Origin of the sequence: Rhizobium sp. TH135 (assembly GCF_002855515.1) — a bacterium.
Lineage (GTDB): Bacteria > Pseudomonadota > Alphaproteobacteria > Rhizobiales > Rhizobiaceae > Allorhizobium.
Map to the genome: position 1 here is coordinate 1 of NZ_PKRP01000009.1, position 20,292 is coordinate 20,292.

The 20,292-nt window shown below is 58.5% G+C and carries 21 protein-coding genes; 14 read left to right on the forward strand and 7 right to left on the reverse strand.

Going from position 1 to position 20,292, the window contains the following annotated elements:
• The 3 genes from C0V73_RS21895 to C0V73_RS21905 all read left to right on the forward strand — a co-directional run.
• Window positions 1–282, forward strand: a 282-nt coding sequence (locus C0V73_RS21895; protein WP_143708366.1) for a DUF993 family protein, incomplete at its 5' end; no start/stop codon positions are given.
• The gene (locus C0V73_RS21900) at window positions 279–1,304 is read left to right on the forward strand and encodes a LacI family DNA-binding transcriptional regulator (protein ID WP_210200180.1); all 1,026 of its coding nucleotides are present in this window, start codon (window positions 279–281) and stop codon (window positions 1,302–1,304) included. The genes C0V73_RS21895 and C0V73_RS21900, both read left to right, overlap by 4 nt.
• The gene (locus C0V73_RS21905; RefSeq protein ID WP_102022149.1) at window positions 1,301–2,560 is read left to right on the forward strand and encodes a glycerate kinase; all 1,260 of its coding nucleotides are present in this window, start codon (window positions 1,301–1,303) and stop codon (window positions 2,558–2,560) included. The genes C0V73_RS21900 and C0V73_RS21905 overlap by 4 nt, the downstream gene beginning before the upstream one ends.
• Window positions 2,561–3,012: 452 nt before the next feature.
• Here the strand turns inward: C0V73_RS21905 and C0V73_RS21910 are convergent, their stop codons facing one another.
• Both C0V73_RS21910 and C0V73_RS21915 read right to left on the reverse strand, forming a co-directional pair.
• Window positions 3,013–3,774 (reverse strand): nucleotidyl transferase AbiEii/AbiGii toxin family protein, encoded by a 762-nt coding sequence (locus C0V73_RS21910; protein WP_245408068.1) that lies wholly within the window; start codon window positions 3,772–3,774, stop codon window positions 3,013–3,015.
• A gap of 23 nt (window positions 3,775–3,797) precedes the next feature.
• Window positions 3,798–4,016: a hypothetical protein gene (locus C0V73_RS21915; RefSeq protein WP_102022151.1), complete on the reverse strand. Its 219-nt coding sequence runs from the start codon at window positions 4,014–4,016 to the stop codon at window positions 3,798–3,800.
• Between the two features lie 275 nt (window positions 4,017–4,291).
• On the opposite strand from C0V73_RS21915, the gene C0V73_RS21920 reads away from it, so the two are divergent.
• Both C0V73_RS21920 and C0V73_RS21925 read left to right on the forward strand, forming a co-directional pair.
• On the forward strand, window positions 4,292–4,576 hold the full coding sequence (locus tag C0V73_RS21920) for a hypothetical protein (RefSeq protein ID WP_102022152.1): 285 nt from the start codon (window positions 4,292–4,294) through the stop codon (window positions 4,574–4,576).
• 120 nt (window positions 4,577–4,696) lie between these two features.
• Window positions 4,697–5,719, forward strand: a complete 1,023-nt coding sequence (locus tag C0V73_RS21925) for a hypothetical protein (protein ID WP_102022153.1) — start codon at window positions 4,697–4,699, stop codon at window positions 5,717–5,719.
• 928 nt (window positions 5,720–6,647) lie between these two features.
• Here the strand turns inward: C0V73_RS21925 and C0V73_RS23165 are convergent.
• Window positions 6,648–6,815: a hypothetical protein gene (locus tag C0V73_RS23165; protein ID WP_172450267.1), complete on the reverse strand. Its 168-nt coding sequence runs from the start codon at window positions 6,813–6,815 to the stop codon at window positions 6,648–6,650.
• A 154-nt stretch (window positions 6,816–6,969) separates the two neighbouring features.
• Between C0V73_RS23165 and C0V73_RS21930 the strand changes: the two genes are divergently transcribed.
• On the forward strand, window positions 6,970–7,374 hold the full coding sequence (locus C0V73_RS21930; protein ID WP_245408076.1) for a hypothetical protein: 405 nt from the start codon (window positions 6,970–6,972) through the stop codon (window positions 7,372–7,374).
• A gap of 364 nt (window positions 7,375–7,738) precedes the next feature.
• Here C0V73_RS21930 and C0V73_RS21935 read toward each other — a convergent pair whose 3' ends face one another.
• Entirely contained in the window at window positions 7,739–8,257 is a 519-nt protein-coding gene (locus tag C0V73_RS21935; protein ID WP_102022154.1) for a helix-turn-helix transcriptional regulator, read from the reverse strand.
• Between the two features lie 85 nt (window positions 8,258–8,342).
• On the opposite strand from C0V73_RS21935, the gene C0V73_RS21940 reads away from it, so the two are divergent.
• The 5 genes from C0V73_RS21940 to C0V73_RS21970 all read left to right on the forward strand — a co-directional run bounded on the left by C0V73_RS21940 (window position 8,343) and on the right by C0V73_RS21970 (window position 11,510).
• A complete protein-coding gene (locus tag C0V73_RS21940; RefSeq protein ID WP_102022155.1) occupies window positions 8,343–8,522 on the forward strand; it encodes a hypothetical protein in 180 nt (59 codons plus the stop codon).
• Window positions 8,523–8,985: 463 nt separating this feature from the next.
• Complete coding sequence (locus tag C0V73_RS21950) at window positions 8,986–9,441, forward strand: protein psiB (RefSeq protein WP_102022157.1); 456 nt, start codon at window positions 8,986–8,988, stop codon at window positions 9,439–9,441.
• Window positions 9,438–10,436 (forward strand): hypothetical protein, encoded by a 999-nt coding sequence (locus C0V73_RS21955; protein ID WP_245408069.1) that lies wholly within the window; start codon window positions 9,438–9,440, stop codon window positions 10,434–10,436. Before C0V73_RS21950 ends, C0V73_RS21955 begins: the two co-directional genes overlap by 4 nt.
• A 28-nt stretch (window positions 10,437–10,464) precedes the next feature.
• The gene (locus C0V73_RS21960) at window positions 10,465–10,911 is read left to right on the forward strand and encodes a hypothetical protein (RefSeq protein WP_102022158.1); all 447 of its coding nucleotides are present in this window, start codon (window positions 10,465–10,467) and stop codon (window positions 10,909–10,911) included.
• A 293-nt stretch (window positions 10,912–11,204) separates the two neighbouring features.
• Entirely contained in the window at window positions 11,205–11,510 is a 306-nt protein-coding gene (locus tag C0V73_RS21970) for a hypothetical protein (protein WP_102022160.1), read from the forward strand.
• A 180-nt stretch (window positions 11,511–11,690) separates the two neighbouring features.
• On the opposite strand, the gene C0V73_RS22990 is transcribed toward C0V73_RS21970, so the two are convergent.
• Window positions 11,691–12,047: a hypothetical protein gene (locus C0V73_RS22990; protein WP_143708367.1), complete on the reverse strand. Its 357-nt coding sequence runs from the start codon at window positions 12,045–12,047 to the stop codon at window positions 11,691–11,693.
• Window positions 12,048–12,155: 108 nt separating this feature from the next.
• Between C0V73_RS22990 and C0V73_RS21975 the strand changes: the two genes are divergently transcribed.
• From C0V73_RS21975 to C0V73_RS23170, 3 genes are all read left to right on the forward strand, one after another.
• The gene (locus C0V73_RS21975; RefSeq protein WP_102022161.1) at window positions 12,156–13,772 is read left to right on the forward strand and encodes a hypothetical protein; all 1,617 of its coding nucleotides are present in this window, start codon (window positions 12,156–12,158) and stop codon (window positions 13,770–13,772) included.
• Window positions 13,762–14,784: a dienelactone hydrolase-related enzyme gene (locus C0V73_RS21980; RefSeq protein WP_102022162.1), complete on the forward strand. Its 1,023-nt coding sequence runs from the start codon at window positions 13,762–13,764 to the stop codon at window positions 14,782–14,784. The genes C0V73_RS21975 and C0V73_RS21980 overlap by 11 nt, the downstream gene beginning before the upstream one ends.
• A gap of 457 nt (window positions 14,785–15,241) precedes the next feature.
• Window positions 15,242–15,439, forward strand: coding sequence for a hypothetical protein (locus C0V73_RS23170; protein WP_172450268.1), 198 nt, complete (start codon window positions 15,242–15,244; stop codon window positions 15,437–15,439).
• A 708-nt stretch (window positions 15,440–16,147) separates the two neighbouring features.
• Here C0V73_RS23170 and C0V73_RS21995 read toward each other — a convergent pair.
• Complete coding sequence (locus C0V73_RS21995; protein ID WP_172450269.1) at window positions 16,148–17,899, reverse strand: EAL domain-containing protein; 1,752 nt, start codon at window positions 17,897–17,899, stop codon at window positions 16,148–16,150.
• Window positions 17,900–17,974: 75 nt separating this feature from the next.
• Window positions 17,975–19,885, reverse strand: coding sequence for a methyl-accepting chemotaxis protein (locus tag C0V73_RS22000; protein ID WP_102022165.1), 1,911 nt, complete (start codon window positions 19,883–19,885; stop codon window positions 17,975–17,977).
• Window positions 19,886–20,292 lie beyond the last annotated feature (407 nt).

The window sequence follows — 20,292 nt, forward strand, 5'->3', positions numbered from 1 at the left end:
GGGGACCTCGACACCTATCACCGACTGCTGAAACCGACGGTACCGCTCAGCCGCGAAATCTTCCGCGCCCCAACAAGGTTCTACAAGGCAGGCATCGCCTTCCTTGCCTGGCTGAATGGCCACCAGCGGCATTTCATCATGCCCGCGGGTTTCCAGTCGAGCCGGGACATCGTCCACTATGCCGAGGTCTTCCGGCTGGCCGATCAGGCAAATCTGCTTGCCGATCCGGAGCTTGCCGTGAGAAGGATGCGGGTCTTGCTGGAACTACACGGAGTAAAATGACGGGCATGGAACGGCGGCCGACGATCATCGACGTGGCGCGCGTGGCGGGGATTTCCAAATCCACCGTCAGCCTCGTCCTGCAGAACAGTCCGCTGGTCAAGGAGGAGACGCGCCGCCTGGTCCGTGAGGCCATGGACAAGGTCGGCTATGTCTATAACCGCGCTGCCGCGAACCTCCGGTCTTCGAATGTCGGGCTGATCGGCCTGGTCATCAACGATCTGCGCAACCCGTTCTTCACGGAATTTGCGACCTCTCTGCAGATGGCCCTGTCTGCGCGCGGCTATGCAACGGTTGTCGCCAATACCGACGAAGATCCTGCCGTCCAGGCTCAGGTGGTTGGTGCCATGATCGAGCATGGCGTTTCCGCGCTGGTCCTGTCTCCCGCCTATGGCGATGAAGGCGGCACGTTTGACGCCATCGCGCGTGGCGGCATTCCGACCATGCAGGTGCTGCGCAAGGTCGATCCCCGCGTCGAGCAGTTTCCCTTTGCCGCCCCCGATTATCGCCTCGGCAGCCTGCTCGCTGCCCGACATCTTCTCTCGTCTTCGCCACGCCGAATCGCTTTTGTTGGTGGACTTGCCGACCGCGCCGTTACGCGCGAGCGCATGACGGGTTACTTCGAAGCGCTGGCCGAAGCCGGAATGGAGCCCTTCGTCCTGTCGGGCCGGGCAAGCCGCAGCTTCGGCCGCGAGGCCGCCGAGGACCTGACACGCAGCCATCCGGAGATCGATGCCGCCATCTGTTTCAACGATCTCGTCGCACTCGGCATGCTCTCAGGCTTCGCCAAGCTGAAGCGCAATGTCGGGAAAGATTTCCGCATGGTCGGTTTCGACGATATCGAGGAGTGCAGCCAGGTTTATCCGGCACTCTCCACCGTCCATTGCAGCATCGCCGAGTTCGGCCGCAGCATTGCCGCCACGATCCTGGTCTGGCTGGAGGAGGGCAAGCGCCCCGAGCCTGAAACGCTCACGGCGGTGGAGCTCGTCGTCCGCGACACCAGCGGCCTGCAGGAGATCCCATGATCGATCGACCGGACCTTTTCCTTCGGCGCCTGTTTGATCGGGCCGTCGAAGTCGCCGACCCCATGCGTTCGCTGAAGGATTTTCTGCCAGAAAAGCCGGAGGGGCGCGTCATCGTGATCGGTGCCGGCAAGGCGAGCGCGCGCATGGCCGAAGCCGTTGAAGTGGCCTGGGGGCCCTGCGAGGGCCTCGTCATCACGCGCTATGGCTATGCCCGGCCCTGTCAGGGAATCGAGATTGTCGAGGCCGCCCACCCGGTGCCTGATGAGGCGGGCCTCAAAGCGACAGCCCGCATGCTCTCCCTGATCGAAGGTGCAGGCGAAGGCGATTTCGTCCTCGCCCTGATATCAGGCGGCGCTTCCGCGTTGCTGGTCCAGCCGGTGCCGGGCGTCTCGCTTGCCGAAAAGCAGGCCGTCAACCAGGCGCTTCTCGCCTCCGGCGCGCCGATCGACCGTATGAACACGGTGCGCAAGCATCTGAGCCGGGTCAAGGGTGGACAACTCACAGCCGCAGCGTGGCCTGCTGAGCTTCTGGCTTTGATCATTTCGGATGTGCCCGGCGACGATCCTGCCTTTATCGGTTCCGGCCCGACGGTCGGCGATCCCTCGAGACCGGACGATGCTCTTGCAGTGATCGACCGATGGAAGGTCGCTGTGCCCCAGTCTGTCCGCGAGGCGCTCTCCCGTGGCTCGGGTGTCGTGCAGCCCGACGATCCTCGCCTGGCCCGCACCCGAAACGTGATCTATGCCGCACCGCGTCAGTCGCTGGAGGCGGCCGCAGCGCTCGCGAGAGAAGCCGGTTGCGACGTGCGCCTGCTCGGGGATGCACTGGAAGGCGAGGCGCGGGAGGTGGCCGCAGCACAGGCGAAAGAGGCGCTGGACGCACGATCAGCAATGAAACCGGGCGATCCTCCGATCCTCTTGCTCTCGGGCGGGGAACTCACTGTCACTCGGCGAGATGATGGCATCGGCGGTCCCAATGCAGAGTTCTGTCTTGCCCTTGCTCTGGCGCTGGACGGGGCCGAAGGCATTCATGCGTTGGCCTGTGATACAGACGGTGTCGACGGCGCGGCCGAGGTGGCCGGCGCCGTCATTGGTCCGAACGTGCTGAAGGATGCGGACGACTGCGGTCGCGATCCACGTCTGGCGCTTGAGTGCAACGACGCCCATTCCTTTTTCGCCGCTCTGGACGCGCAGGTCGTCACCGGCCCGACGCTGACCAACGTTAATGACTTTCGCGCCATCCTCATTCAGGTTTAGTTCCATAATTCTGCTTATGCGATGTTGGTTAAAACGTTGATTCATATCGCAAAATTACGAGGTTTTGCGTGCCTCCATCGTTATGGACAGTGGTTGCGGCGGAGCTGGCAGGAGCCGTGGCATTCGCTCATATCGGACTTTTCAGGCCGAGCACTGCATCCAAACTGTCCTTAGGCCCAGGAAACGAGAACTGCCTGAATAGAACTTCGGCAGCGAAGAAGCTGGTATAGGTACTCATGCGACGGCTCTCTCCGGCCCCTCGGAAGAAGACGGCTGAGCACGCGAATAGCCGACGCCGAAGACGCACCAAACCGCGAGCGCTACGCGTGGGACTGAACGAAAGACATCGCGGCCAGTACGCCACCAGCGTGGGTTCTTTAATATTGCGTGCCGCACGCGCGGCCGGATGCGCCTGTGCCGCAAGGCCGCTAGAAGTCAAAACCTCCGCCATGTTACGGGTTTGCCCGGATGTCCGCGTCCGGCCACGTGTGGCGTGCAGCGTCGCGAAGGGCGGCAAGGCCCGCCTTTGCTTCTTCTAGTCGCATGTCAAGCGTCTCGACGGCATAACGGATCGGGTCGGGATCCTGCAGCTTGTTCAACACCCAGGCGGCGCTCCTCGAAACGAGGCTGCCATACGCTGCTTCCGCAGTTTGCACTGCCACGTGAGGGATTTCCCCCTTCTGGAGAACAAGGAAGCCAAGGTCGATGGCGTCACGGTAGGCAACGGAATTGTCCTGGCAACGGTCGGCGTTTGCGAGCAGCTTCTCTGCGAACATTGATTCGATCGCGAGGGTGGGGACGCCGAGGTCGGGGTCGAGATTTCCCGAGAGGGGGATGCGGCTCTCCCGGACAATTTCGAACTTGATTGCCTGGCCCTGGTATTCGACAAAAGTTCTGATGCCGTACTGGTCGGTTCTAACCTGGCGTAGCTCTTTCGCTCCGTCCGGCAGCACGGCAGCGACGCCATGGTCGAAGAACGCGACCCGCAGTTTCCGGTAGCCTTCCATGTCCGCGCATAAGAAGTCGACGTCGAGCGACCTGCGGTACTCGTTGTTCTTCAGGACGATCGCGGTTCCGCCCCCGAAGTAGCACTGGCATTCCGCTAGGAATGGTGCATCCATTCCGGCAAGCAGCTCTCCGATGATCTCGTGCTCGGGTTTAAGATAAGCCACTATCGCCTCGCGTTCATGGATGCTCGGATGAGATGGCAGCACAGCGCTTTTTTGAAGCGAGGAAGCTAGACGAGCATCACGCCGTGGCCGCATTCGTCGGTCAGCTCTCTAATAAGCAGCTGTTCCCGCGGCGTCAGGTTGTCTGCGTCTACGAGGCGCCAGTTCCGCTCATAAAGAGCGAATGCCTCGTCCGGTGCGATAGGGCGCACGGGATTGCGGTTCCACGCGAGCAACTTAAGCTCCGGGAATTCGGCGGGAACGATCTTGTCGCCAAAGTGCATCATGATGACAATCTAACTCATTGAACACGGTCGATCAACACGACAACGTGTCGCCTCATCCACGAGTTCCTCGCATATGGTCCCCCGCGGAGCAAACGTCAACGTCAGTAGTCGTCGATCTTGCTAGGCTACGCAGTCCCCTGCTCTGGGTCCGAACCGACAGCCGCTGCATCGGATGTGATGTCGGCACCCCCGCTTTCTTTTGGAGGTGTCACACGGGCGAGGACTCCGCCTCCCCTGCCTCCTGCTTTAGGATCCAGCCTCCGACCGAAATTCGCATGGACGAACAGGAAAATGGTTTCGACGAAGACCTGTCGCATCTGTGGACCATGACCCTAGTGCTGCCGCATGTGGAGCGTCTCGACGACGACCAGATGCTTGTCTACTTCCCCGATTATGAAGCCATAGCCAAGTTGCAGGTAAGGAGCCCTGAACTGAACGCAAACAGGGCACTCTTAAGGCGTGACCGGTCGTGTCCCGGCTGCGGGAGATCGAAGAGCGAGATCTTCCGCAGGTCTGAAACGGCAGGCTCGGGTCGGAGTGAGCGGCAATGCCGGGCTTGATAGAAAGCGGCTCATCGCCGAACAATATCGGCTGTTCAGGGAGCATTCTGATCAATATCACTGGCAAATGTGCATTTCTAGTGCTGCGGGCAACAGTTCATCGGGAGGAGCTTAGATCGAATGGCGGCTGTGGTTTTGGAATTCGATGACGACGGCGCGCGGTTTCGGCATGGTGCCGAGGAGCGAGAGGCTGACGGTCAGCTCGACACTCTTCTCGATCAGCGCGCTAGCGGAAGCCTGTCGGAGAAGAAGTTCCATCTGGCATTGGCTGATCTGGTGGAGCACTATCCGAATTATATTGATGGTCATGCGCATCTCGGCTTCGTGATGCTTGAGCGAGGCAAAGCCAAACAGGCGCTCGACGCCTGCGAACGAGGGCTAGGAATTGGCCTAGCGGCTATCCCGCGGACTTACCGGGGCCGCATCGAATGGTCCTGGTTGGAAAACCGGCCTTTCTTGCGCGCAGCTCATGGTGTCGCTCTTTGCTACCAGAAACTTGGTCTACGGTATCAGGCAATCGAAATAATGGAGCATATGTTGCGCTGGAATCCCAGCGACAACCAGGGCATCCGCTACCTGATCGGCTCGGAGTATTTGCGCACGGGCAACGAGAAGAAGGCCCAGAAGATCTTCAAGCAAGAAGCGGACAGCTACCCTCCTTATCGCTACGAGGCTGCCTTGGTTGAAATCATGTCTGGGAAAATGGTCGAGGCCGCAACGATCCTGCGCCGGGCCTTTATCGAGAATCCATACATTGCCGAGATCTTAACGGGCATGCCGAGCCCCTTGCCAATGGCCATCTGGCATGGATCGAACCTGTCGGAGCCCGAAACCGCAGAGGCCTATGCCGAACACTACGACGCTCTGTGGCGCTCGACTCCGGAAGCGGTTGCATTTCTGCGCTGGCTCCATACCCATCCGAAGGTGATGCGTGAGCGCGGGGACATTTTTGCAATCAAGGAAGCGCTGCTCTGGGAACAAGAGTTCGAAAAGCGCAGTGCATTGGGCGCCCAGGAGGAAGTCTTGATGGCCGCAATCGACGACAAGCTCTCGAAAGCGATCGTTATCGAAAGGCGCGATCGCCGGGGCCAACCCGTCAAACCCTGGCTCTATCCTCAACTGCAGCCGCGTTACGGGGTGTGAGACTGACGGCCGGCGCTCGACCGCGCTGCTTTGGTTCCACTAAATGTTTGGCCTAGCCATCGAACCCAAACCGTCGGAGCTGCTACCACTCCCTCCCCTCACCCGGCGGGACTCGATCCGCCACCGCAGCGCGCTCCATCGGCATGCGAGCGACCGGCTCGGAGCGCTCTAGAGACTTATCGATCGCCGGAAGGATCCGTGCGCCTGGGAGCGTCCATTTCTACTCCCCGGTGTCGCTCCCATCTTTTCGGGCTACATTGCTCCTAACAGGGCCTGTAGGCGGTCACTTGATGCATTCATGGTGCGATAATGATCTATGCTGGAATTGAGCGAGCTTCGGACGCCCACCCTCACAGGCCACCCTACCCCCGTCTTGAAATATACCCCGGGTGGTGAGACATGAATAATCAGCTACGGACAGCGGGGCTTCTACTTTGGTAGTCGCCGTCAGCATGTGCGCCCTCGAGGCCGGTACACCACGGTAAGGCACACCCGCATTCCTTTCAAAAGGCTCCTGCTCTGCGGAAGCCTTTTTTCATTCAGGGAATTCGCTTCGCTTCATGCAAGCATTTGCGCAGAATAGTGTGGATGTTGAAACGCTGCTTGATACGGCTGAACGCCACCTCGCGCGAATGGCAGCTGGTGATGACTAGATAAACGTCCGCGGTGATACCAGATGCCGGGTAAAGGTAGAAAAACACGACCTGATGGCCACCTACCACTTCACGCTGTGGCGTAGGCAGACATGTCCTTTTTGACAGCCGGCATACCTGGCGTCCACGTTTCCTGTGCCCGGGCTGCTCCCAGCGAGACCTGAGGTTGCTATACAAGTGCCGCAAGCCTCCAGTTTCGCATTCGCCGACGTCTTACCCGATCTGTTACGACCGCCGAGAATAATGCAGGTGGGCTGGAGCAAAGAGTTCAGACCTCAGGCGGCAGAGACGCGCTTGCTCTGCGCATGTTTCGCCTGATCTTCGGCTTCGTTTTGAAGGTCACGAGCGGAGAGCGGCAGGCCCAAACGACGGCTCTCGGCCATCGCTTCGCGGCCGATCTGCTTCAGGGCTTTCTTGTTTTCGTCAAACTTCTTCAAGAGCATTTGCGGTCGCCTACAGAAAGGATATAGCGCAGAGCAACCCCGTCCGCAAATCATGGCTTTGCCGTTTGAAGGGACGCTCCCAAAGAGCACAAATCAGGCGCCAAATGAAGGCGCCAGGCGACGCCATCGAAAGTTGCAGGTCTGCTCTTTGCGCGTGTACAACGAGGACGGTACCTTTTTGAATCCGTCGCACCGGAAGGATGATCACGCCATGACAGACGAAGTTGTCGACCTTTCGAAAACGCTGGTTTGGACTGTTGGAATGATCACGCAAGCCGGTCCTGATGAACGTGAGAGAGTAGCCAATGCTTATCGCGAAGCGCGGGACCTGGTTGAGCAGATCCCCAAATCCGAGGAAGGCGCACGGCCTCGTATTGTCGCTTGCTTCCATCGCTCGGATAAATACCGCGCTGTCGAAGATATAGCCTGCGTTGGCTGGATCCTGACGGCGATCGAGGAACGCGTCAATGAAGGCGACCTTCCCGATTGGCGAAAGCTTCGTAAGGTCGTGAAGAACGCGGTGAAGCTCCTGTCGGCCCCTGCCCCGACACTGCACTGAATGCAGTCAGGTCCGGCACACATCCGATGGTTAGACATCGCTTTTGGCTTGGTGATGCGGAACGGTCTTGGCGGGGTAAGTCGGTCCCGGCTTCCGCTTCGCGGCGCTATGCTAAGCCTCCTGCGGCTTCCCTTCTTCCGTCAAAACCGTGTCGAGAATTCCCGCTTTCCCGCCCCTGAAGGAGGGGCGGCGCTATGCTGAAAGCTCCGATGTTCTTCATTGTCTTCCTCGGATCTCGGACTGGCGCCGATCGATCCGAGCGGTGTCTTCGCCAGATGGGGGGAAGGACGCCGCATGAGCGCCAGCTGTTCGCCAAAGGCGGCCGGCGCGCGGTGGAAACCAGAGCCAACCCATTGAGTGCAAGTTATGGCGCGGCTTTCGCCGCGCCATTCCCTTTCTGCTTCTCGATCGTCCGGGGCTCCATGGCAAGCACAAGATCATGCACCATCTTCAAGGTCGTATCGTCGAGCTTTTTCAGGTGGTCGACCGTTTCCTCCATCAGCTGGTCTCTCAGGGCTTCGCGTGACTCGGCTTTGGAGTGAGAGGGCTGTTCGTTGACTAGAGGATCGAAGAACTCTTCCGGAGTAACATCGAGGACCTCGAACACGTGGAGCAGGCGTCCGACTGTCATCAAGGAGGAGGCGTTTTCGTAGCGGGCGTAGGTAGCCTCCTTCACCCCTAGCAGCATAGCCACTTTGGCTTGCGCAAGTTGTCGATCGGTTCGCAGGTCACGCAGCCTTTGCGCGACAAGCAGATCCAGTTGCCTGAGATCGATGATCTTTCCGTCGAGCCGTTTGCGATAAACCGGATGATCTTTGTTTGGATCGTCAACGCGTTCAAGTCCGAGATAGTTTACCCACTGCTCGAGTCCGAAACCTGCCATTGCCACCAACCACACTGGAAAATAATCGTTATTCCTCCGGGACAATTAAAGATGGTGCCTCGAAAGTCTACCCCGGATCGCTGCTTTGGCGCATCGCTTTGCGACCCCGCTCTATGCCTTCGGCACGGAGCCAGCAGGCACTGTCTCCGCCCATTCGGGTGACGATCGGTTGCGCTGCGGCTTCGCCTTCCATCACATGCATCTTGGGCAAAAATCGGTTCGGAACATTTACAGCTTCGCCCGATCGACCGATATTGCCGGCTGATCAGGTCAGGTCGTGGCAGATCTCTAGCCCTTTTCTGTCATGTGCCTGCGGAGGCCGCCCTGCCTCGTATCTGGGCGGTCTCCACTCTCCCAAAGCCTCCTTCACATTCATCAGCATCAGGAGGATTTGTCCGGTCCACGTCACGATGAAGCAGTGACGCCGGAGGCGTCCTGTCTGTCTCCTCGATGAGGGAAAGAGGAGCGCCGCCCCCTCTCCCTCACAAGGGGAAAAAACGGTCTCCCCGTCCTTCCTTCGCGCAGCCTTGCGGCCGCGCTTACGTGCAGGAGCGCCGCTGACGCGCCGCCCCTTCGGCTTTGCCTCGGGCGGGCGAACCCCCTCCGTTTTTATCCCCTTGCCACCCTCTCCCCCGCTGCTCCGCGCGAACTCGGGAACAGGAGCGGGGCTCCTGCCCACGAGGGGCATGAGAAGACCGCTTCGCGGAATTGGAGAAAGGGTGAGAACTATGGCCACAAACGCAAACGTTTACCTGCTGGACCCGGAAGTCGGGACCATTCAAGCTGCCGAGGTCGCAGCACCTAGCGCATTCTCTCAGACCTACGGGCTGATTGGATGCCAGCTTGTCGAGGTGGTGCCATTCGACACGAACCACGTTCTTATCGTCGATGAGGAGGGTTTGCGGGACGGCTTGACCGCCTTCACCGTCTTTGACGGCTACCCGCAGCCATTGGCTGGAAAGATCGTTCTTGCCAGCCTGGACGGCGCGCATGTCCTACCGCCGCAGATCAGCATTGAGGAAGCAGCGGCCCGCCTGAACGTCTGCAAGCCGGTTCTTGATCCGGTCTTTGCCAATGCAGACGAGCATTCCCCCAATGGGGTCATTCTGGGCGGCGCCTTGATCGGGTTCCAGACCCGTATCACCCGCACTCACCCAACCGTCATGGCGGGGGTAGTCCGATGATCATCGCTGTTGTCGAGGACCGCACCCTGTCCATTCTCGCCGGAACCTTTGCCGCGACCATCGCGGCGAAGGACATCGAACATAGCTTCCATGCCCTTACTCATTTTCCGGAGCGGCGCACCCTTTCCGAACTCGAAGGGCTGGCAGAGCGTCTGAACGGCTTTGCCGCCTACATGGTGGAGCTGTGGGAGCAAGCAAAACTCCCCCTGCCGGATGCTGAACTAGAGGCCTTTGCCCGTCGTCATGTCGAGATCACCGCCAAGTATTGGGCAGCGGAAGGCCGTTGCATGAACTGGTTCATCACCGGACCTGCCCGCTTTCCCGTCGCCCGCAATGAAAAGCGGATGCGAGTTTCAGACGCCCGCCGTGCTGACATCTCAGCCCATATCGCGACTGCGAAAAAAGCAGTGAAGCGCAAGGCGTTCCCCCACGGGAGCGATGACGAGCCGATCCGAGCCAGTGACCCGGCAGCCATGCAGCGCATCGCCTCGCGGATCGAAGACCTGGCACTGTCCATCGACCGGATGAAACGGGCGAATGTCATCATTCGCCGGATGGAGAAGGATCAGGCGAGCGAAGCCGACATTCTGGCCCGTGTGGTGGCCGAAACCGGCATGGACGAGGAGAGGGCATCGCGTGGCGTTACCCTTGCCCCGTGGCAGAACCGACGCGGCTTTTCCACCACCAACACCCGCGCCGAACTGCGCCGTATGCAAACCCGCCATGCATCGCTTGCTGCGATGAAGAAGCGCGGCGACCGCGCCGAGGACGTCGAGACGGAGGCAGGAGCCGTCACGGTCAAGGAAAATACCGACATGGCCCGCATTCAGTTGCTCTTTCCTGGCAAGCCGGACGAACAGACGCGGCGCACCCTGAAATCTCACGGGTTCCGCTGGTCCCCTTCGCAGGGGGCTTGGCAGCGCAACTTGAACGAGGCCGGGCGCTATGCGGCCAAGTGCGTCTTGAAATCGATCAGCGGCGACAGCGCCGCTTGATCAGCTCCGGAGAACAGAGGATCCCCACATGAATGAGCAGATTTTTACAGTCATGGAGTTTTCCGGCCGAGGCGACGCCATGTTCGGCGGCAGTGCCGCCGACTGGAGCCTATACACCCAAGAAGACGGCTCAAACGCTTTCATGAGTGCCGCCGACGCGCAGCGCCGCCAGCTGGTGAAAGCCTATTTCCCGACCAAGAAGGAGGCAAGTGAGGCCGGAGAGGCAGCCAGTCAGCGCAAGGCCCTGATTTCGGCCTTGCCTGTTCGGCGCGTTGACGAGATCCCCTATGCGCAATTGCGCTGGATTGTCGGAAACATGCACGTTGGGACCAGCGATGACGACTTGAAAGCCGACATCAAGGGACGCGCGAAGTCGGGCATGACCGAGAATCCCGACCTTCTGGCGCAGGCGTGCGCCTATGCACTGGCAAGCCACCGAGCCAATCAGGGCTTGGTTGCTCATTTCCGGCTTTAGGAGGCGAGGCATAAAAAGCAACGGCCAGCGCCGAAGCGTTGAGGTCTTCGACACGCCCTCCGGTCTAGGAGGGAGCCACACGGTTGAGGTGGTCGAGGACCTTGGAAACAATAAGGTCAAGGTGCGGGTCTGGTATGGACGCGCCACCGCGACAGGTTGGGAAGCGTGGAAGGATTGGGACGGCTACCGCTTTGAGACCGACCGCGCCAGGCTAACCAACAAGCGGTCAATGCCGCTGTTCAAATAGGACCTGGGCCGCATTTCGATGCGGCCCGACATCAGGAGGGACACCATTGAGCCGCTACACCGTGACCGTGAAAACCGAGGAAGAGACCGACGAGAACGCCGTAATCGGCTATGATCCGCCGTTGCGCACCTTCTTTCTGCAGGCATTTCCCGACGAGGAAACCGACGAATATGCCCTGTGGTTCGGGACGCTTCTTGAGCAGCACCCAAGCCTTGAATCGATCATCGAGAGCGCGCGCCGGTTTGGCTATGAGATCGAAGGGCTGTCACAGAACGCCATCGTCGCGATGACAAAGGAAGCAGGAAGGCCGCCGCCGCCAAGCCTTGGCGAGCGGTTAGGGCTGGTACGCTGACAATTGTTGGATGCATTTTTGCGGGGCTGGTTCGGAAGAACTGGCCCCGTAGCCATTTTGGCCGTTGCGAACCTGGCCGCATCGAGCGGGCTGCGGTCCGCCCGAAGGGAGCCCATGCCCCTCCCCTCGGCTCCCCTCCCGCCCGATTGCTGCCGCTGAAGCGAGGCCGGGATCGGAACGTCAGGGGCGTCCACGAGCGCCAGAGTTCTCAGAAATCGACTTCAGCTCTTGGAAAGATAATGAGCTCCTGGTCGCGATCAGATAACCGGCCAGATAGGTCAGCTTCAGATATGCTTCACCGTCGCCTCTTGGCTCATAATTGATGATTGCCAAGCGGCTCGCCTTCGCCTTTTTTCCCCCTTGAACTGCCGCTGAATGCTGATCAATCAGCTCACGAAGCGAGGGTTTTTCTCCTGTCGCACCAGCTGCGATCTCCGTTCCCACTTTGTTTGACGTGGACAATGCCGGAGCCGTTTTGGTGCATCGAGCGGCAATTGCTTCACGGGACGAACGCGAACTGGATGACGACAGTAGCATGGCGGATGCCTCACCGATCTAGTTGCATTGGGGATCGTCTCAGACCATCAAATCGTCCACAACGCACGATAGGATACGAAACAAGACGAAATCTTGGGCTGTAAGTCATTGGAAAAAAACGGTAAGATTTTTGTTCCACCGCCGGCGGATGGAAGCGATTTCAAGGAACTGTTCAAGAAAATGGCTGCTGCGGGTGCCGGACGCCTGTTGGGTGAAGACGGTTTTCCCCAAGGCCCGTGGACGCCGGAGCTGCTGGCGGATGCCATCTCAAAGATCGACGCCAACCGTGTCGGAGTGGATCTTCGCACCGTCCAGCTCTGGTTTCAGGAGAATGACAAAGGCATCAGCCCGGCCAACATTCGCTGGCTGGCACGCATCTTCGGTTGCGACGATCGCGAGGCGACGAAAGATTGGCTGAATGAGCTCAGCTCGGCCCAAGCGCGCCTGACCGCCAGGCGGCGAGATCAAAAGAAGACCGGTGGCTCGACTGCGACTGCCCTGCGTGTGCCTGACACGTCAGCGCCAGAAAAAAACCAGGTTCCTCTAACGCCCGTCGTCTCGGTGGACCTTCAAACCATGCCAGCGGAGCGGCCAAGGGGTTTGGCAATCAAGACCGAGGCGATTTTCTCGCATGGATCACATCTGAACTTGCCGGCCTGGATCTTCGCCGGTTCGTCCGCCCTCGGATTCCTCTCTTACATTTTGGGGATCCACAGCATCACCTATGTGCGCTCGGATGGTATCGAGAAGCAGGTTGGCTTCCTCTGGGCACCGAATTGGACCTTCCTGTTCATGGTGCTGTTGCCACTGTTTTTCGCCGTCGTCATCGAGCTTCTGGGTTTCTGGAAGCATGATGGCCGGCTCAGGCTACTGGCGGAGGCTGATCGTGTTAGAAGCGGCGACGCCTGGACGCTACATTTGCAGGCCAACTCACAGACCTATTGGGCAGTTTTCCTGATCTGCATATTATTCGCGGGCGTGGTGCAATGGATCGGCGTGCAGCTTATCCCTCTGCTTGAGCAAGCGCAGGATTTTGCCCCAAGCTGGGGGACGATCGGTATCATCAGGCCGGATATCCTATCGACGCCGGCGGCAATCGTATTTACCGCCCTTGCCTATCTCTACATGTCCACAAGCTTCTACCTGCTGTTCGCTGGCCTGATCCTGCTGCATACGATCATCCATGATCTATGGAAGCTTAAACGCGGAACTGAACTCCTTGGCGAGCAGAGAGCCTGGCCGGACACCAGTGAAATCGGTCTGCGGATCATGCGCGGGGTCTTCAGATGTTCCGTGCTCGTCGTCCTTGCTGCCATCTGCATGAAGGCACAAAGTGCCTATCTTGCATCGCAGGGCCCGGATTTCGTGACATGGCTGGTCCGCGATGTCTGGGCTGCGCTGGCAGATTACGACGATGGAGATAGGACCTTCGATTACATCATGCCCACACACTACAGCAGCTTGCTCGTCGTGCTTTCGACCTGCAGCGTCTTTGTGTATGGAGCAATCCGCTTGGGGGATGATAGGCGGCTTCGTTCCCCCCTGTGGAAGATGTCTGCGGTGATCGGTTTGCTTTTCGTCTCATACATGTTGATCGACGCGTTCGATGGTTTCTCTGTTTTGCTAATCGTTACCGCACTCATTGCGACCTATGGTCTATTCGATCCGGCGTTTGAGCCAGCTTGGCGTGCCCGTGAGATAAGAGGCGACAGCCGTGTTTCATAATTGGCTGGATCGTTGGGACGAGGGTCGCGCACAGCGCGGCGAAGAGGCCAAGAAGATCACGGACTTCATTCTGGACGCCGATCGTGCATTTCCCGGCATGGGGGCGGCTGAAACGGTAGAGGAGTTTTGCGTTCTCGCGGAAACGGCCGCCGCTGACCCGGACTTTTTTGAGCCGCCTGATGCGAGCGATCATAGCTTCGAGCTGCGGAATGGCTGGCTGACATTCCCTTCGGACGTTTCAACCGATGTTGCTGAAAACAACATCGTGTGGGCCAGGATCACGGAGAGCGGAAAACGCGATCAGGCAGTCGTGATCTTCCATCACTGGAACGCGACCAGTCGGAACCGGCAGATCGCCGGGTTCCTTTCCTGGCAGGGGATCACGGTTATTGAGATCGCCATGCCCTACCACTTGGAACGCAAGCGGCCCGGATCGCTCTATGCCGATTACATGCTCAGCGCCAATCTCGGCCGCACGATGCAAGCCGTCAAACAGGCGGTATGGGACGGGCGTAAGCTTATCGGCTGGCTAAAGCGCCAAGGCTATCGGGATGTTTCCGTTCTCGGGATGAGCCTTGGATCTTGGGTTGCAGGATTGGTCGCGGCGTATGAACCCGCCGTCTCGCGGGCGTCTATGTTCCTCACGGCAGGGAGCCTTGCTGAAATGGTATGGACCGGGCGCGCAACCCGCTCGATCCGGACAAGCCTCGAGCCGCATCTTACGCTTGCCCAACTGCAAAGAGCGTGGGCACCGCTCAATCTCGAAAACCAGCCAGACAGGCTGGCGCGGCCAGGCCTCGAACTTCTGGTGATTCTGGCGTCGAGGGATTCGGTTGTTCTGCCGGACCTGTCCGAACGGCTGCTCGGAAGGCTGGAGAACGCCGGAGCCAGAGTGAGCGTGCTGCGGCTGAATTGCGGGCACTACTCTCTTGGGCGGCCACCCTACATCTTGCGAGCCGGATGGAGCTTGAAGCGGTTTCTGTTACGCAAGCGCGGCGCCACTCAGGCTTAGGAGCGATTGAGCGCCGCATCAAGCGGCACCCAACCGCAATGAGGGGAGCCCCCTTCGGCCCCTCCCCTCAAACTTCCCTTCCCCCTCACGACGGAAGCGCCCCGCAAGCTGGGCGGCTCCCTGAGACTTGTTGTCGTTTCCAGCCAGAGCGTCGATGTCAGCTCCCCACCGCTGCAGCATCACGGCGATGGAGATCCGACCTGGCGGCCGGATGGCGATTTGCCGGTTGAAGGCGAAGGCGACGGCCGGGGCTACGAAGGCCGCGTTTTCAGGCCGCTCCTTAGTGGCCGTACGCAATCTAATCCTGCGCACGATACGGCAGGCCCCGCCTTAGCGTGCAACCCTAAAGGGTTCTCCCCTCCGCTTCGCTCTGTTGCGATCGCTACGCGATGCACTCGGCGGTTCCAGCCGTATTCGAGCTTCGCGATTACGCACAACCACTAAGGAGGAACCTCTGATGAAAACGCTCGTAACCTTCTGCCAGAAAACCGGCCGTCGCCTTCGCCAGTTTATCAACCGGCAAATCGCGAAGTTGTCCCATAAGGCCCAACTTCGGTTCTCCATCGCCGTGATGCTTCCGCTCCTCGCCAAGGTCGAGTTCAGCTATCAAGTCGAGTTCAACGGCAAGGCCGGAAACGACAACAAGCCTCAGTGAGGTACGGCCGCACCCTGCCCCGCAGGGTACGGCCTATCATGGAATAGAACGCCCGGCGCAGACGCATGGAAGTGCAGCGCTCAAGCAGGACGAGTGGCAGGAGTTCCGATATTGCGCTATGAGGCCTTTATGTCCGGTGTCGAGGATCTGCCTCTGGGCAGGCGTAATGGTCCGAAAGCCGGGTCTGCGGTCTGATCCCCAAAAAAGACCCGCCGTAAGTGGCGGGTCAAAAGCCGCTCCTGGGAGTCCCAAGCGGCGGGGGCTGCATCAGTTTCGGTCCAAGCTCGGCTCGCCTCTGCCTCCCAAAGCTTGGCATGGCCAGACACACCATAGCGAGCAGTCTGCTTGATGCAATGCTCAAATACAATGGATCGTCCAAGAGCAAGGTACTGGCAGGGGTGGCGATATTCCGCAGCAGTTGTTGGATGCTCGCGGCTATTAAGGCTAGTACGCTTGCTGAGGAAGAACCAGATGGCCAGCAAGTCCACTGTTGCCGTGATCCCGGGGTAAGGCGCTGCGAGCCTTACCTCGTGCTAGTTGTGTCCGGCGGTGATGTGAGAGGTGTCCTCGACAATCTTTACGTCTGCATCGGGCTCATCAAACACAACCAAACCGAGTTTGAGCAGCTGAATACAGCAAACTACCGACAATCCACACAAAAAGACGGTTCGCCACTTCATGCTCAGCCCCACCAGAGATGGAATCCCCTCAGAAACCGACGGCCGCTACAGGCTCTGTAGGCCTGCTGGCCTCGGCAATTAGGTCAATAAACGGCACTGGGATTCCCAAATAGTATCCCTGCAACGTATCGCAGCCGAGCAGCCGCAAGATCTCTAGCTGCGTTGCGGTCTCGACGCCTTCGGCAACAACGGTGTGCCCAAGGCCGTGAGCCATCGAAACTATCGCCGACACAATGATCCGGCTATCGTGATTCGTCACAATGTCAGAGATGAGCGAACGATCGATCTTGAGGCTGTCATAGGGGAGCTTGGACAGCTGGGCCAGGTTGGAAAATCCCATCCCGAAGTCATCGATGGACAGTTTGAAACCGGCGCTTTTCAGAGCGAGCAGATGTTTTCTCGCCTTCTCAACATCTAACATCGCGACAGCTTCCGTGACCTCCAGCTCGAAATTACTAGGCGCGACACCGAGCGACTTCACATAGTCGGTGAGCCGATCGGCAAACTCATCATCCGCGAATTGAGTTGGACACACGTTGACTGCAACGCGGCACGAAATTCCCGATGCACGAAGTTTTGGGATATCGGTCGCGACAATCGACATCACCTTGCGTCCAATCCGCTCCAGCCCATCACCCGTCCCTACGACATCAAGGAAGCTTCCGGGATACAACAGGCCCCGCGTTGGATGCGCCCACCTCACCAGCGCTTCATAACCTTCGACACTATTTGAGGCGAGATTGATCTTGGGTTGATAGTGGACAATGATTTCGTCGTTGGCGATCGCATGGAGGAAGTCACGTTCAAGCTCGCAGCGATCAGTCGCCCTATCTCGCATTTGATCATCAAAAAACGCGTAGGTTCCTCGACCGCGGCTCTTCGCCTCGTACATAGCCATGTCGGCGTACTTGAGGGTGTCAGCAGCATCAACGGCTTCGTCGCCAAGCACGGCAATACCAACACTCGCGCCAATCTGAACTTGTCGTTCGCCGATCACAAACGGCTCAGCGAGTGATCGAATGATCTGCTGAGCTATGTCCGTAACGTCTTTGTCCCCTGCGCTACCTGTCACCAGCACAACGAATTCGTCACCGGCAAATCGAAACAGAAGTCGACATCCGGCCGATTCCAAATTGACACTCTCTGGAGTGAGACATCGGTTCATCCCATCCAGAGTGATTTCAAGGCCGTCCACCATCATTCTGGTCGCAGCCATCTGAAGCAAAGTGTCACCGACCTGATGACCATAGAGGTCATTGACTTGTTTGAACCGGTCGAGGTCGATGAACAGCACATGACCCTTGAGATCAGGATTCCGGTCGATGATCTCGCTCAGTACTGCGCGGTTGGGAAGACCGGTAACACCGTCTTCATAGGCCAATGTGTTGATCTTGGACACATTATCATTGAGGCGCGCCACCATCTTGCGAAAGCTCTCGGCCAAGCCGCCGACTTCACAGTTGCAGTCCACAGTGACAACAGCGCTATAGTCGCCTGAGGCAATAGCCTCCGTACTGGCTTTCAGGTTCTGAATTGGCCGAGTGAGCCGACCAGTCATATAATATGTAAACCCCGAAGCGGCAGCTATCGAAGCTACCAGCTTAATGTAGCCCAAAGTCGTCAACGTGTGGGTGAAATCGCTTCCGGCTTCCAGCAAGTAGAACACGAGTGCTGCAACAATCGAGCAAAAAGTCCCAATCATCAGGGTGAACCGTACGCGTAGGCTGTTCAAGCCACGACCAAGAATGCGTCCTGTGATCAGCTCGGTATCAACTTCCATGACTGCAACCTTCATTGCCGGAATGCGGACGCGGACCAGATCGAGCTGGCCCGCGACTATTATGAACGGAGGACTTTAAAAATCCTCCCACGCCTCGGATTTCACTGCAGCATTCCCTCTGACGGCGGTGGCAACACGATTCATTAGTCGGCGTGCAGGTGATGTGTTTGCCGGGGGCATCGAGGAACGTTCCGCTGGCATGGACTTGTTTTGCGAGTTTCCGATTTCGAAAAGTCCGATGAGCTGGAATAAAGCTTCTGCTTCCTTGGCCAACGAATGGCTGGCTGCAGTCGATTCCTCGACCATCGCAGCATTCTGCTGCGTGCCTTGGTCCATTGTATTGACGGCTGTATTGATTTCCTTCAGCCCCGTCGCTTGCTCCTTGGCGCCCTCGACGATTGCGGTAACATTGACGCTGACCGCCTGAACCTGAGACACGATATGCTCAAGCGCCCTGCCCGTTTCTGTGACGAGATGTACGCCGTTCTCCACCTGCTCGCCAGACTTCGAGATCAAAGTCTTGATTTCTTTCGCCGCGGAGGCGGATCGCTGAGCAAGTTCTCGCACCTCCTGGGCGACGACAGCAAAGCCCTTGCCAGCCTCACCAGCGCGCGCCGCCTCGACCCCAGCGTTGAGCGCCAGCAGGTTCGTCTGGAAGGCGATCTCGTCGATTACACCGATAATGCTTGAGATTTCGCGCGACGAGGATTCAATCTCCTGCATTGCATGAACAGCACGATTGACGATCTCTCCGGAGCGCTCGGCAGACTGCCGTGTTTCTTGGACCTGCTTTCCAGCTTCTTCGGCGCGGCGACTGGAATCGGAGACCGTTGTGGTGATCTGCTCAAGCGCTGCTGCAGTTTCCTCTACAGATGCCGCTTGCTGTTCCGTTCGCTTTGAAAGGTCGTCGGCCGCCGCGCGGATCTGATTGGAGCCGGCCGCGATGGCTTGCGCATTTTGGCCGACCCGGCGCATCGCATCCTCGAGCTTAGCAACGGCTTCGTTGAAGTCTAAGCGAACCTGATCCAGTCGCTCTGAAAAGACGGCATCTATCCGGTAATTCAGTTTGCCATTTGAGAGCTCGTTGAGGGCGTGGCCGATGCTCTCAACGGCGAACCGCACTTCTGCGGCTTCGCGAGCCTGCTGCTGCTCACGCTCGAGACGCTCCTGCTCGCTGAGTGAACGATTTGCCTCAGCTTCCTGTTCAAGGCGCACACGTTCTTGGGCATTGTCTCGGAATATGGCAACGGTGGAGGCCATCTTGCCGATTTCGTCCCGACGGCCCTGGCCGTAGATTTGGACTTGAAGGTTTCCATTCGCGAGATCGGACATCGCCGCGGTGATGGAGTTCACGGGGCGAATTACGCCTCTCAATACGGTCCAAGTGGAGAATGCGGCAACAGCGGCCCCGAAGACCGTGAGTATCGTCATGCCGGCTGTCAAAAGCGATGCCAGCTCATTGCCTTTAGCGAGGTCCTGCTTTGAGACCTCGATCTGCAGATCGATCAGTTTCGAGATATCGGTGCCGAGGGGATCAATAGTCGGGTAGAGCCTCTGCTCAACGAATTCTGAGAGCGCAGCACTGTCGCGGGAAACCAGAATCTGTCTCAGCAACTGCACTCCGTCGTTTGCCTCTCCCTTGACCTGCACGAAGTGATCGGCAATTTGCTTCTCTTCTGCGGTCAGCACCGTCGATGTGTACTCCTTCCAGTGCGTATCGATGGAGGCCAGCGCCGCGTCTATATTACTCAAGCCATCTTGAGGAGAGAGCGCGCCAGATCTCACCTTGTGAGCGCTATCAACAATATTGACGGCATAGCCATCGCCGATCCGCTTCAGTTGCTCCATTGGCAACACCCTGTCGGCAACGATCGAGTTGGCGATTTCCGCTTCCTTTTTAAGGGCGTAAAAGCTGAAACCCGTGATGGTTATCAATGCTGCGGTGAGCAACGAAATGCATGCAAGAAGCTTGACCCTGATGGTCATAATGATCCCTTCCCAACGAATGTCCCCGTCGACATTTCAAATGCGGCAAGCCGCATTTGAGGTGAGGCCCATCGAAGAAGCGTTTTTAACGACTTCGGACGGAGCACAGTCACCGAATGCGATATTTAAGGGCCACTTGTTTACGCTTCGCTAATTTCGTGGTTTCTTTTGCACGAAGCGTGGGCAAACGCCCAAAAAAAAGCCAAGCGCGTCTATGCCGTACACCGCACTGCTGCGTCCGCACTGGGATGCCTTGTCCAGCCTTCGGAGTTCTAGCGAAACGCCAGCCGGTCAGATATCCCTGCAAAAGCTCGTAGCCAGCATCGCGCCCAAGACTTGCCTGTCGCTCTGTCTCTCTATCTTCGTCAGGGACTGGGATAGCGGCCGCTATCGACATGTTGAATCAA

Coding starts and splice junctions, on each gene's coding strand:
- C0V73_RS21915 (WP_102022151.1), bottom strand. CDS start 4,016: ATGATGCACTTTGGCGACAAGATCGTTCCCGCCGAATTCCCGGAGCTT.
- C0V73_RS21950 (WP_102022157.1), top strand. CDS start 8,986: ATGGCCACAAACGCAAACGTTTACCTGCTGGACCCGGAAGTCGGGACC.
- C0V73_RS21905 (WP_102022149.1), top strand. CDS start 1,301: ATGATCGATCGACCGGACCTTTTCCTTCGGCGCCTGTTTGATCGGGCC.
- C0V73_RS21935 (WP_102022154.1), bottom strand. CDS start 8,257: ATGGCAGGTTTCGGACTCGAGCAGTGGGTAAACTATCTCGGACTTGAA.
- C0V73_RS21925 (WP_102022153.1), top strand. CDS start 4,697: ATGGCGGCTGTGGTTTTGGAATTCGATGACGACGGCGCGCGGTTTCGG.
- C0V73_RS21900 (WP_210200180.1), top strand. CDS start 279: ATGACGGGCATGGAACGGCGGCCGACGATCATCGACGTGGCGCGCGTG.
- C0V73_RS23170 (WP_172450268.1), top strand. CDS start 15,242: ATGAAAACGCTCGTAACCTTCTGCCAGAAAACCGGCCGTCGCCTTCGC.
- C0V73_RS21955 (WP_245408069.1), top strand. CDS start 9,438: ATGATCATCGCTGTTGTCGAGGACCGCACCCTGTCCATTCTCGCCGGA.
- C0V73_RS23165 (WP_172450267.1), bottom strand. CDS start 6,815: ATGCTCTTGAAGAAGTTTGACGAAAACAAGAAAGCCCTGAAGCAGATC.
- C0V73_RS21920 (WP_102022152.1), top strand. CDS start 4,292: ATGGACGAACAGGAAAATGGTTTCGACGAAGACCTGTCGCATCTGTGG.
- C0V73_RS22000 (WP_102022165.1), bottom strand. CDS start 19,885: ATGACCATCAGGGTCAAGCTTCTTGCATGCATTTCGTTGCTCACCGCA.
- C0V73_RS21995 (WP_172450269.1), bottom strand. CDS start 17,899: ATGGAAGTTGATACCGAGCTGATCACAGGACGCATTCTTGGTCGTGGC.
- C0V73_RS21960 (WP_102022158.1), top strand. CDS start 10,465: ATGAATGAGCAGATTTTTACAGTCATGGAGTTTTCCGGCCGAGGCGAC.
- C0V73_RS22990 (WP_143708367.1), bottom strand. CDS start 12,047: ATGCTACTGTCGTCATCCAGTTCGCGTTCGTCCCGTGAAGCAATTGCC.